We start from the raw sequence: 11,099 nt of genomic DNA, 5'->3' as shown, positions 1-11,099 counted from the left end.
TTCGGCACGAGCGCGAGGATGGATTTCAAGGATGACCGACATTGTTTCAGGTGGCGAGGTCATCTCTGTCGACGATTCGCTGAACCAGTACAAGCGAAACTGCACCGAAAGTGCGGAAGAGCCTTACGGTGACCCCTGCAAGGTCAACCGAATCAATGGCCTAACGTGCCGATCGGCAGCGGGACCCCACGCCGAATGACACGCTGGCAGCGTCGAGCCGAATTCTTTCAGGCTCACACTGCAATCATCGAGTTCCTCAAGCGCAAACGGGCGAAAGAGGTTGGCTATCAGCTAATCAAAGGACCCTGGGTGTGAATAATCGGCCAATAGGGACCCCTCCGGAAAGCGGTGCAACATACTGAATTCGCTGTCATAATTTGCGAACGGGTGGGGTCCCGATCGGCGCCGATCGGGACCCCACCGTCGCACTGGTTTTTCCGCGCATTCTCAACGTCGTAGATCGAATTTCGGCGGGATTCCGGTTCGGCGCTTATTCACAATACGCCTCGGTCTCAATAATACGACCGCTGGCGACGCCTTCAGGCGACTCCCGCACCAATGCCTTGCCAATGAGATAGCGGGCGAGAGAGACCGTATCAATCGGCAGCTCCGAGCGAGCGAGCGGCGGAAGGCCATCCATGCGGCGGTCAGGTTTCAGGGCATCCGCTCGACCCATCGCGCACGCGAAGGCCCCGGCTCGAACGGATCGCCGAAATACTGGGTCTCGCGGGCCACCTTCCCATCGAGGAACTCCATGATGCTCACGGTGTAAGACGGCCGCCCGTCATAGGTTAGGACATATTCAGTGACCCAGAGGCCGCCCGCGCCGATTATCCGCCGCACTGCGAAGCGTTTCTGGTTCGGTTGCGCGGCGCGAGACGACTGAACCGGGATACGCCGCCGACGATGACGTGGCGTTGCACTTCATCGGAGAAGCGCTGCACGAAGCCATCTCCGCCCGCCCGCAAGCCGGCGCCTGGCGGCTCGATGGAACCGACGAACAACCGCTCCCAGTCCGCCATATCGGCACTTGAAACGGCGGAATCCATCTCGCCGCTTGTCAGAGTTGCTGCAAGCGTTAGATCTTCACGCTCATCCCGCCATCGACGATCAGGACGTGGCCGGTGCAGTAGGCGGACGCGTTGCTGGCGAGGTAGACTACGGCGCCATCGAGTTCGTCAGCCTGCCCCCAGCGCTTGAGCGCGGTGCGCTCCGCGAAGTGCTCGCGATGCTTTGGATCGGCGCGCAGCGGAGTGTCCATGTTGTCAGGCGTCATCATGTAGCCGGGGGCGATTGCGTTGACGGTCACGCCCATAGGTCCCCATTCGACCGCGAGTGCGCGGGTGAGACCCTCGAGCCCGGCCTTGGCGGCGCAATAGCTGGCGTTGGCCTCGCGCGCGATGTGGGCGTTGATCGAGGAGATGTTTATGATGCGGCCCCAGCCACGCCGGATCATCCCGATCGAGGCGCGCTTGGCGAGACGGAAGCAGGCATTGAGATCGACCTCGATGATCTCGTTCCACTCTGCGTTGGTCTCCCCACTCGCCGTTTTGCCGTTCCCGTAGCCGGCGTTGTTCACGAGGATGTCGAGGTGGCCAAGTTCTGACTCGATGCGGTCGATTGCCGCATCGGCAGCGACATTGTCGGTCGTGTCGAAGGCTATCGCCATCGCCGTGCCGCCTGCGGCGATGATTGCCGCGCGCGTCGTCTCGATGCCCGCCAAATTGCGGCCGTTGACGACGACATGGGCACCGCAGCCGGCAAGCGCCAGCGCCATGGCACGGCCGAGACCACGCGACGCGCCAGTCACGAGAGCGGTCTTGCCATCGAGCGAGAAGATCTTGGTCACGAATATTCTCCGATCTGTTGCCAAAGACACGTAATCCAGGATGCACTATGCAGTAGCTTCAGCGTTCTACAAGCCAGCAGAGTTCATGGTCGGGTTGCGGCATCGCGCTCAGGGCAGCCAGGCCCGGTGCCGAAGAGTTCGCCTGTCAGATCGCCCTGCACGCGGCGGTCTGCGCGGAGCGATCGAAGCATGTCAATTCGCGGTTGGGACGCATCGAGGCCGTGCTTGCGGTGATCGTCCTGCTCGTGCTGATCGGCGAGGGGTCGGTGATCGACGTGTTGAATCGGTATCGAACACGATGTGGCGTTTGCGGCCCACGACCTTCTTCGCTGCGTCGTAGCCCCGCCGCTCGGCCATCGGTGCCTTCACCGACTGGCTGTCGAGCACGCCGCCACTCGGGCTGGCCTCCCGCCCGGCGCGCTCGCGGTCCAGCATCAAGGCCACGCCATGGATGGTCTGGAACATCAGGCGGCGCACGAAGCGACGAAACCACCAATACACGGTCTGCCACGGCGGAAAGTCCTTCGGCAACATCCGCCAACCACCGGCGCTGCGCGCCATATAACGGATCGCATTGAGGAGTTCCCGCAGATCCGTCTCACGCTTCCGGCCAGTCCTCCTCGGTCGCGGCAGCATGGGCTCGATTGCCAGCCACTCCGCGTCTGTCAGGTCCGTCGGATAGCGTTTTGTCTGTTTCTCGATCTCGGCCAGCCGCTGGCGATGTTCATCATTCCACATTCACCAGCGTTTGCCATCGCTCGGCAAGACGTACAAGCCGAGATCTCAAACGGGCTCTTAGCCCGGAAGGCGTCCGAGGGACTCGAGTATCGGCTAGAGCCGAACCCGGCGCCGGCCGGCGTCGCCCGGTGCTTAGTGGGCAAGATGCGGGGCCAGTCTGAAAGGCGCGCAGCGATCACCCGTTCACGAAGTTTGGACGGGACGAGCTTCACGCGTAGTCAACGGCCCCTGCCGCCGCGCTCACGACGCCCCGGACGTCCCTGGCATGCAGGGCATCAATCGGAGCCTTGCTGTCCGTCATCCGATTGGGGGCGACCAACCACTCCCACGCCTCCTCCGCTGTGGCGAAGTGCTCCGCCACCTGATCGAGGCCTTCCACGGGCCTGCGTCGATCAAACTGCCGAAGGGGGTAGACGAAATTCCGCAACCCCTTGCGCAGGGCGATGATCTTTCCGGCCTTGCGCCAGTTGTCGAGGGTGCCCCGGGCGATGCTGAGCCGCTGAACCAACTCTCCGGCCCCAACGAGCTCGCTCTCGACCCAGTCAGCCGCCTCATCGTCAATGGTGATAGCATCCAGAAGCCTGCCACCCTCTGCGGCGGAGACGACCGGGCCGACGCCACCGCCCCGGAGCACGGGGCTCTCGGGAGCAGCTGCTCGCGAAACGGACTTCGGCTCGCGCCGACGGGTAGCCCTCGCAGCGGCTGGCACGGCAACCTTCAGCGTCGAAGCCAATTCGACAAGATCGTTGAGGGCCATGCGCTCGACCTTGCTTTCGATCGCTTTGGTCAGCGCCGCCCGTGCAAGATGAGATGGCTTCGATGCGGGCATGACTCGACCTCCCTGGGCAAGATAGGCAATATGGGCAGAATGTGCAATGCATATCCTACAACCTAGTTCCGCCGCGCAGCCAGGGCGCATCTCCAGGATCTCGCTACGCCGATACGGAGAAGCGGTTTGGTGGGGGGAAAGCATTCCCCCTGGTCGGCATTCGGTCGCCGACGCACCCCCTTCAGCGGGGAGATCCCCGCAACGCCCCCTGTAGAGTGAGAGGGCGGATGGCTTCGCCGTGACGGGTTGAAGGCTGGAGGAGAGGCCTCCGGCGCCCGTCATGGAGTTTTAACCGCATTATCCCCGATCCAATCAACCCTAACGCCCAGCCACCACCGCGCCCAACCAAACGCCCCCGCATCGGGCGCGTACCCGCTGCCCAGCCACAGCGGCTCCGCAAAACCTTCGCCTCACGCATAGTCCGGGCTAGGGAGAGGACGCAAAAATGCCCTCGGGCCTGATGGACCATTGAATTGCGCCCATATTCTGATGTGCATTCGTCACGATTTTCTCAAGCGCCTCAGAGTCAAACTCTTTCGTTTCGCCGCTTGGCGTAATCACTGTGATTCGTCGAATCATAGTACTCTTGTCTCTGTATAAGATATTCCGACCGGCCGGCAACGTTATATCGGAATGCTCTGAGGAATCTCCCGTGTAAATTTGGAGGTGTATCGGCTCTGGATAATCATTAGTTATCCTAGTGTAGCTGATATCACACCCAGAAATAGGGCCAAGGTCGGCAACAATATATGTAATATTTGTGAACTTCATGGCGCAATTATACTTAGCTGTGGATAGATGCTGAATCCGGTTGCCGGGCGGGTTCGGGAGGCGTAGTTAGCCGCCGCTTTTGGAGGTGGCGGCATGGAGCGGCGACAGTTTGACCGACATTCCCCAGATGGCCAATCCATCCGGCCATCTGATCGACACGACAGCCACCCCGCGGCCCGTTCCACAATAATGTTCCCGCCCAGGAAGCCGCCGACGGTAGCGCCGATGGGCACGCGATCGCGTTCTGAGCAAGAATCCAGCCCTCTCAGCCAACATCGAGACGCAGGTCACCCGCTGACCGCCGGGTTGCTCACCGATGGCACCGCCCCTCAGCATCGAGCCGGCGGCAGCGGTCGGAGTGCCGCGATGGCGGCGAGGATCTCCCGGAACAAACTGCGCGCCACCGCCACCTCCGCCATCTGGAAAGCGATCGACCGGCCGTGCCGCACGATCCTGGCGCCGATCTTCACCAGCCGGTCGCGCAGGGTGGTGAGCGACCAGTGCTTCACCTCGTCGGGCAGCACCAGGGTGCGCAGGAAGTTGGCGAGGTTGTAGGCCAGCGCGTGCAGTTGCAGCCGCACGGCGTTGGCGGCGAAGCGGTGGCACGACAGCCGCGTCCAGGTCACCGCGTTCTTGCCTTCCTTGATATGCTGCTCCGCCGTGCCCCGCTGATTGTAGAAGGCGACAACCCGCTCGGCCGGCCGGGTCAGGTTGGTGACGATGAACCCGACGCGCGGATACAGTTCGCCGGGATGCCACTCGACCTTGGCCACCACTCGGCGGGCTCGGCTCCACGACCCGGCCCGGTAGCTGAAGCTGGCATAATAGCGACGCACCTCGTGCGGTGGGCGACCCACCGGGCGCTTGAGAAGCCACGAGATGCTCACTTGCAGGACCGAATTCGCCGGCAGCCGGATCGTGTATTTGTAACCTTCGGCTTCCAGAAACTCGTAGATGTCCGGGTTCGCGTATCCGGCGTCGCCCCGGAAGAAGCGGCGCCGCATTTTGTTGCGGTAGCGCGCCACCACCGGCTCCAGCACGTCACGCCAACCATCGGCGGAGTGGGCGTTGCCCGGCCGCAGGGCGCACCGCTCCAGGTCGCCGAACTGGTTGAACACGAACAGCGGATGGTAGCAGGTGCAGGCGAAATGCCCGTTGTAGGCGCTGCCCTCTTGGGCGCCGTGGGTCTCACTCACGCTGCTGTCCATGTCGAGCACGACGGTGCTCTGCGGCCGGCGCGAATGCACCCGGTCGATCCAGGCGCCGGACAGACCGGCCAGGGCGGCGAGGTTGGCATCGCCGGTCAGCCACGCAGTCTCGAAGCGGCCCATCTGGCTGGTCGAAGCGGCGGCGCGGTCGAGGCCCTGCCGATCCACCACCGCCCGCATCGCCGGATCGTGCACCAGTCGATCGGCGTCGTTGACATCCTCATACCCGGCGAGTCGGCCGAACACTGACTGGCGCAACAATCCAGTCAGCATGTGGCGGGTATTCTTGCCCTGGCGGCACTCCGACAACGTCGCACCAGCCAGATTTGTCAGCCCGAGCGCATCGTCCAGTTCGCGTTAAGCGAGCAGTCCGGCATCGGAGGTGATGCGGCTGCCATGGAATTCCAGCTTCAGGCGGCGGTCGAAATCGACCCGCAAGGAGCCATCATCCAATTTACCCGCCAAGTGTTCCATGACCGCCCCACCATGATAAGCACAACGTCTTGATACTCAAGGCGGATTCGGCCAATTCGTACAAGCATATTATCGTTCATCCGGGAAATCCGGGTTCAAGCCATTATGGTCGATCTGGAGAGGGGATCCCCTTCAACGCTGGTTCATAGGCCAGCGCGGTCCAATAGGCATGAGAGTGCTCCAGGGACATGCTCTGGAAAGGGCTTCAGCCGCCATGGCGGCTGATGTATCGCTTGGCGAAAGCGATGGAGCTGCACGCTCTCAGCATCGCCAGTGCGTCAATGCGTCGGCGGCTTGTTTAGGCCTCTTACTTGAAGCGAATGGCGTGTGATGATGGTCACCTGTCTCGACGCGCGGTCCTTCATGAAACAGGCGTTGGTCCGAGGGCATCCAAGCCCACGCGTCCGCGCGTGACGCACCCCCATCGTATGACGACCTCCATCAATCAAAAGAGCCCGTGACGCCAATCTCGCTTCACCGTCTTGGCCAACGCCTGGCCGGTAGGGCGCAATTCGGTCAGTCGCGCGCCCTCCACTACGTGCGCAACGCCGCTGCGGGCCGGAACCGCCTTTCGTGCAAATCCGGCTCCCTGCCCGGCTGGCTGCTCGAGCGTCGCGACGCGCTCTGTCTGTCGCTGCCTGCCTGGGTCGAGGAGGGCTGGGGGGCCGCCGACGCGCTGCACCCGCGGCCCTGCTCGGCTCTCGCCGCGCGTCTACCTGAGGGTATTCGCTATATCAAACACAGTGGGCGGCCAGTGAGTGGCCGTACCATGGCTTAACGTGAACGAAACGCAACCGCTCAGTAGTAAGCACTACCCTGCGAAAAGCATGAGCGAGGATTATGTTTCAGTTGCCAACCGTCGTGGCGTTCGGCTCTCTGATAACGGGCCTCCTGGCTTGCCTTGCGTTCTCTCTTTCGCTCGGAAGCCGAACGGAAAAGGAATTGGCCTGGTGGGGTCTCGCATACACTTGCATCGCATTTGGCCTTGCGCTGTTCGCGACTGCGGAGGGCAAATCTTCCTGGGCCGCGAATGGCGGCAACGCCTTCATTCTTTGGGGCGTCGGGTTTTCCTGGGCGGGCCTACGCGCCCTTACGGGCCGCTCCACCCGCTGGGAGGTCATGCTCGCCGGAGGTTTTCTTTGGCTCATGGCCTGCACGGTTCCAGCCTTCCTGGAGGACGTCGTCCTACGCTTAGTCCTGCGGTCGGTGCTTGGCGCGGTTTACGCGCTTCTGATGGTCATGGAACTCGCCTCATTCCGTGGCGAGAAGTCGGTCACGCATTGGCTTGCGACGGCGCTCGCCGGGCTGCACTGCATTTTCTCCGGGGTGTTCGCCATCAGCGCCGCTCTGTTTAGCGTAGGCGATGCGGTGGCCATCTACGATTTGCCCATTGTTCGCCTTATCGCACTGGAAGGCATTGTCTATGGCCTTCTCATGGGCTTTACGCTGGTCGCGCACTCGAAGGAGCGAGTGGCTGCGCGCCACAGGGTGGCGGCGGCGACCGATCCGCTTACAGGCTTGCTGAATCGAAGAGCCTTCACCGAGGAGGCCAGCAAGGCCCTTGACGATGCCAGCGGGACGGCGTTGCTGGCCTTCGATCTCGACCATTTCAAGCAAGTCAACGATCGATTCGGCCATCCCGCGGGCGATCAGGCCTTGCAGGTGTTTGCCCGGGTTGCAGCCGGGAGCATCCGCTCCGGTGACATCATCTCGCGCCTGGGCGGAGAGGAGTTCGCGGCGGTCCTGCGGAACGCGGACCCTGACACCGCCCTCTCCGTTGCGAATCGCATACGTGTCGCTTTTGCCAGGGAAGCATCTGCAATTTGCGACGGAGCGGCATCGGTCAGCGTCGGCATTGCGATGGTGAGGGATGGCGCCGATCTCTATGCGTTGCTGTCCGAGGCCGACGCCGCCCTCTACAGGGCGAAGGCGCTGGGACGGAACCGGGCCGTCTCCCTTTCCTGCGCTGCCTGACGCAGGTGGCTTACGGCAGCCGCCGCCTGGTGAGGTGAAGCCCCATACCTCGCCGCGCCGCAGGATGCCCTGCGCTCTGACGGGTTCTCGGCCGCGACGGTGAACCATTACCTAGCCGTATCCTTCCGGCGAGTGCTGCCTTGCGGCGCTGAATCGGCCTGTTGATCCTAACGACGCTTGTACGAGCGCCGCAAAGGATAGGGACAGGTGTGACGTTGGAGATCATCACCAGGGTTGAACGTCGGCATCGCTGGCGTGTCGAGGACAAGCTGCGCATCGTCGCCGAGGTAGAGTAGCCAGGGGCTTGCTTATCGGAGATCGCGCGACGGCACGAGGTCAGCCGGGAGCTGCTGTGGAACTGGCGGCGCCAGGTGCGGAGCGGCACACTGGCGCCGACGACAGGCTTGCAGTTCCTGCCTGCCCAAGTTGTACCCGGACCGCCAATGTCGGAGCGGTCGCTGCCCGGCAAGCCGCCATCATCGCGCAAACCGCATGCAGGTGCCGTCGCCATGCTCGAGATCGCATTGCCGGACGGCGCCATGGTTCGGGTCGGGCGCGATGTCGGCGAGGCGGCGTTGCGCCGTGCTGGGCGTGCTGCGCAGGCGATCCCGGTTCCCTCCGGCGTACGGGTCTGGCTGGCGACCGGCACCACCGACATGCGTCGCACCATGAACAGCTTGGCCTTCCAGGTGCAGCAGCTGCTGGGGCGCGATCCGCTTCCGGGGACGTTTGGCCAAAGATTTCACATTGTGATAGTCGGTTTGGAGAAGGCCTCTTCAATGCTGATTCGCAGTTGGAGCCCTCACACCGCCGAGCACGACGATACGACAGGCTCCTTTGCCCCGCCAGCCGTTGGACGTGAGAGGCTCACCGCTTGCTTTGAAGGTGTCGTTCCTTCGCACTGTTGACCCCTTCACGGCTTCTGGACGGCATGCTCTCCCGGGACGGTCAGCCCGAAGCCAGAACGCTCCGGGAGGGACGGGAGCCGCTTCCGGAACGCGAGGGCAGCTGCCCCCGCACGGGTCAGCCCGCTCCCTCGTAGGCGCCAAGCCGCGCGCCCTCGACTTGGGGGAACGGCTCGGCGCCCTTGCCGCTGGCCTTCCAGCGGAACTCGCGCATGCTTACGGTCTTCCCGGCCACGTACAGGTTCCACGCCTTGATCATCAACGCGAACCGCTCGAGCAAGCCCTCGCGGGTGCCGATGGGCGCCTCGATGCCGCGCAGCAGGCGCTCGCGGAGTTGGTAGGCGGGGTTGTCCCGGCCCGCATCGAGCCCCGTCGCCAGTGTGTAGAGCCACTGCGGCAATTTGGCTTTTCCTTGTGAACGCGAGGCGAGGTAGGCCGCCGCGTAGAGGAGCGTGCTGCGGACCGACTTGGGAAAGGAGAAGCCCTGCACCTGCTGGACGACATCGGCGATGTCCTTCCATCTGTCGAAGGCACGGGCGACCTCGTCGTTGCTGACGAAGTCCCGGATCGAATCCGGGAGCCCGCGCCTGTAGAGGATCAGCAGCCGGACCGCGGAGGCGACCTGCCCGCCATGCGCAGTGCCCTTGATGGTCAGCACGTCACCCCCGGTCCGCGGCGCGCCGGTATCGGTCTTGGTGAACGCTCTGCGGGGAATGCCGAAGCGGACGTCCATGTCGACGACCGCATCAGCCTCGACGACCGCGAGCAGACGGTGCTGGCCGTTGTTGAGCACGCCCTCGGCCGAGAGGATGATCGGCTCGCCGGTGTTCTCGAATTCGCCGCTGGACATCTGGCGGCTAAGGGCCTCGAGCTTGCGCCGGGTCACCCGCCTGTTCCCCGTGTTGTAGCCGAGGACCACCTCGGCCATCGCCTTGTCGAACATCACGGTCCGCGTGCCGTAGAAATCCTTGACCAGGTGCTCGAACTCCTCGCGGGTGATCCACTCCGCATGGGGGTTCGTCCTCGGCCGGCCGTCGCTTGCCCCGCCGCCGCGGTGACGCGCGGCGGTCATGGGCGACGCGATCCGTGGAGGGCGTGAGGGGCGGGCATTGAAGGAATCATCGCACGGCAAGTCCTTCTGCTTGGACCTCGGCGAGGCGGAGGGTTGCAGAGTTCGTCGGGTCCGGGCAAGGCTGGAATGGGTTCGCCGATGCGCGCCGCGGCGAGCGAACCCTAGACGCCCCCTGCGCGTGCTTGGGAGTTTCGAGGGAAGCGGCCCCGCTCCGCTGTCTGTCACGTATTGGGCGGCCGTGGATTTGCGCCCAAGCCAATGCAAGGCGCTCATTGACCGTCGGCAGACTGTGGAGGCGCTCGCCTCGGCGCTCGGGGAGCGCTCGCCCATCAAGTGGGTTACCTCCGTTTGTTACCTGGTCGCGGGCTTCTGGGGTTCAGCTGTCTTCACGGCGCTCATCTTCCTGCACTTCCTCCCGCTCGTCGGGCGCGCCGCATTTCAGCCGCTCTGGCCCGAGTGGGCCTTCGTCCAGTGACCGAGAGGTTACACGAGAGTTGCTATGCCCAGCGCTTTCGCAATGGCGGGTTCCCTTTTCGCAACGCTGCCCGTCGTCTCCTCCGAGAGAGAGGGGAGCAGGGTCGACCAGGCACTCGGTAAGAAGGGCGCCGACGCAACGGCGGCCATGAACCGCCCCTGCAGTCCGCAGTCCAAGCGATGCCACCCGCCGACCGTTGCTCAGGCCCTGACCACGTCGGCGAGTTCGTCGAGCCAGACCTTCACGGCCTGCCGGTCGAGAGACGCGAACGGCAGGTTGGCGAACGCCTCGAGGCGCCGCCGCAGGCTCGCGTAGAGCTCGTTGATCAGCAGCAAACGCTGAGCACCGGCCTCGAACCTCGCCGGATCCGGGAGGGGCCACTCCGCCGTCACCGCCACCCCGCCGAAATCTGGGCAGGCGCGGCCTTCAAAGCCGTCACACAAGGCGATCACGAAATCCATCGGTGGCGCACCGTCGTGCGTGAAAGCCTCCCACGACTTGCTGCGCAGACCGCCGACATCATGGCCCAGGACGGCCAGTCGCTCGATCACCTCGGGCATGGGCTCGGGAGCTGGGTCGGAGCCCGCCGAGAACGCGCGAAAGCCGCGGTCCCCGATGCGGTTCAGGATGGCCTCGGCCATGCTTGAGCGCGCCGAATTGGTCGTGTCCGTCAATGTGGTGGAAATTGCGGTGTAGCTGAGGCGGCCATGGATCATTCGGCAGCGGTGGCAATCTGGGTGTGCATGTCGTCGATCGTCGGCGGGGTGAATTCGGCCATCGCCTCTGTCTGCATGTAGCGATGTT

General features: G+C 63.8%; 10 protein-coding genes and 3 pseudogenes. 5 read left to right on the top strand and 8 right to left on the bottom strand.

Annotation, left to right across the window (positions count from 1 at the left end; translation table 11 throughout):
- Positions 1 to 195: 195 nt before the first annotated feature.
- Positions 196 to 315, top strand: coding sequence for a DUF1348 family protein (locus tag OL599_RS26260; protein WP_408887000.1), 120 nt, complete (start codon positions 196 to 198; stop codon positions 313 to 315).
- A 175-nt stretch (positions 316 to 490) separates the two neighbouring features.
- On the opposite strand, the gene OL599_RS25450 is transcribed toward OL599_RS26260, so the two are convergent.
- From OL599_RS25450 to OL599_RS25425, 6 genes and pseudogenes are all read right to left on the bottom strand, one after another.
- A complete protein-coding gene (locus OL599_RS25450) occupies positions 491 to 640 on the bottom strand; it encodes a DNA-3-methyladenine glycosylase (RefSeq protein WP_264716868.1) in 150 nt (49 codons plus the stop codon).
- 190 nt (positions 641 to 830) lie between these two features.
- Positions 831 to 1,049 carry a hypothetical protein gene (locus tag OL599_RS25445; protein ID WP_264716867.1) on the bottom strand — a complete coding sequence of 73 codons (219 nt, stop codon included), beginning with the start codon at positions 1,047 to 1,049 and terminating at the stop codon, positions 831 to 833.
- A gap of 29 nt (positions 1,050 to 1,078) precedes the next feature.
- Positions 1,079 to 1,849, bottom strand: coding sequence for an SDR family NAD(P)-dependent oxidoreductase (locus OL599_RS25440; RefSeq protein ID WP_264716866.1), 771 nt, complete (start codon positions 1,847 to 1,849; stop codon positions 1,079 to 1,081).
- Positions 1,850 to 2,131: 282 nt separating this feature from the next.
- Positions 2,132 to 2,587: pseudogene (locus tag OL599_RS25435) on the bottom strand (IS5 family transposase); the annotation flags it as partial.
- Between the two features lie 208 nt (positions 2,588 to 2,795).
- Complete coding sequence (locus OL599_RS25430; RefSeq protein ID WP_264716865.1) at positions 2,796 to 3,416, bottom strand: antitoxin Xre/MbcA/ParS-like domain-containing protein; 621 nt, start codon at positions 3,414 to 3,416, stop codon at positions 2,796 to 2,798.
- A 1,100-nt stretch (positions 3,417 to 4,516) separates the two neighbouring features.
- Positions 4,517 to 5,869 (bottom strand): annotated as a pseudogene (locus OL599_RS25425) (IS1380 family transposase).
- A gap of 840 nt (positions 5,870 to 6,709) precedes the next feature.
- On the opposite strand from OL599_RS25425, the gene OL599_RS25420 reads away from it, so the two are divergent.
- The 3 genes and pseudogenes from OL599_RS25420 to tnpB all read left to right on the top strand — a co-directional run bounded on the left by OL599_RS25420 (position 6,710) and on the right by tnpB (position 8,751).
- Positions 6,710 to 7,843 (top strand): GGDEF domain-containing protein, encoded by a 1,134-nt coding sequence (locus OL599_RS25420; RefSeq protein WP_264716864.1) that lies wholly within the window; start codon positions 6,710 to 6,712, stop codon positions 7,841 to 7,843.
- Between the two features lie 308 nt (positions 7,844 to 8,151).
- Positions 8,152 to 8,223 (top strand): annotated as a pseudogene (locus OL599_RS26255) (transposase); the annotation flags it as partial.
- A 129-nt stretch (positions 8,224 to 8,352) separates the two neighbouring features.
- Positions 8,353 to 8,751, top strand: coding sequence for an IS66 family insertion sequence element accessory protein TnpB (tnpB, locus tag OL599_RS25415; protein WP_264716863.1), 399 nt, complete (start codon positions 8,353 to 8,355; stop codon positions 8,749 to 8,751).
- A gap of 115 nt (positions 8,752 to 8,866) precedes the next feature.
- Here the strand turns inward: tnpB and OL599_RS25410 are convergent, their stop codons facing one another.
- Positions 8,867 to 9,820 carry a hypothetical protein gene (locus OL599_RS25410; RefSeq protein WP_264716862.1) on the bottom strand — a complete coding sequence of 318 codons (954 nt, stop codon included), beginning with the start codon at positions 9,818 to 9,820 and terminating at the stop codon, positions 8,867 to 8,869.
- 289 nt (positions 9,821 to 10,109) lie between these two features.
- On the opposite strand from OL599_RS25410, the gene OL599_RS25405 reads away from it, so the two are divergent.
- Complete coding sequence (locus tag OL599_RS25405) at positions 10,110 to 10,295, top strand: hypothetical protein (RefSeq protein ID WP_264716861.1); 186 nt, start codon at positions 10,110 to 10,112, stop codon at positions 10,293 to 10,295.
- 200 nt (positions 10,296 to 10,495) lie between these two features.
- On the opposite strand, the gene OL599_RS25400 is transcribed toward OL599_RS25405, so the two are convergent.
- Positions 10,496 to 11,011, bottom strand: coding sequence for an arsenate reductase/protein-tyrosine-phosphatase family protein (locus tag OL599_RS25400; protein ID WP_264716860.1), 516 nt, complete (start codon positions 11,009 to 11,011; stop codon positions 10,496 to 10,498).
- Between the last annotated feature and the right edge of the window lie 88 nt (positions 11,012 to 11,099).

Source organism: Limobrevibacterium gyesilva, from assembly GCF_025989185.1.
GTDB lineage: Bacteria > Pseudomonadota > Alphaproteobacteria > Acetobacterales > Acetobacteraceae > Limobrevibacterium > Limobrevibacterium gyesilva.
Note: the sequence above shows the minus strand (reverse complement) of the source record. Positions and strands in the feature narration are given on the sequence as shown.

What these genes read in the sequence shown, in the direction of transcription:
- OL599_RS26260 (WP_408887000.1), top strand. Translation starts at nt 196, where the DNA reads ATGACACGCTGGCAGCGTCGAGCCGAATTCTTTCAGGCTCACACTGCA.
- OL599_RS25450 (WP_264716868.1), bottom strand. Translation starts at nt 640, where the DNA reads ATGGATGGCCTTCCGCCGCTCGCTCGCTCGGAGCTGCCGATTGATACG.
- OL599_RS25445 (WP_264716867.1), bottom strand. Translation starts at nt 1,049, where the DNA reads ATGGATTCCGCCGTTTCAAGTGCCGATATGGCGGACTGGGAGCGGTTG.
- OL599_RS25430 (WP_264716865.1), bottom strand. Translation starts at nt 3,416, where the DNA reads ATGCCCGCATCGAAGCCATCTCATCTTGCACGGGCGGCGCTGACCAAA.
- OL599_RS25420 (WP_264716864.1), top strand. Translation starts at nt 6,710, where the DNA reads ATGTTTCAGTTGCCAACCGTCGTGGCGTTCGGCTCTCTGATAACGGGC.
- tnpB (WP_264716863.1), top strand. Translation starts at nt 8,353, where the DNA reads ATGCTCGAGATCGCATTGCCGGACGGCGCCATGGTTCGGGTCGGGCGC.
- OL599_RS25410 (WP_264716862.1), bottom strand. Translation starts at nt 9,820, where the DNA reads ATGACCGCCGCGCGTCACCGCGGCGGCGGGGCAAGCGACGGCCGGCCG.
- OL599_RS25400 (WP_264716860.1), bottom strand. Translation starts at nt 11,011, where the DNA reads ATGATCCATGGCCGCCTCAGCTACACCGCAATTTCCACCACATTGACG.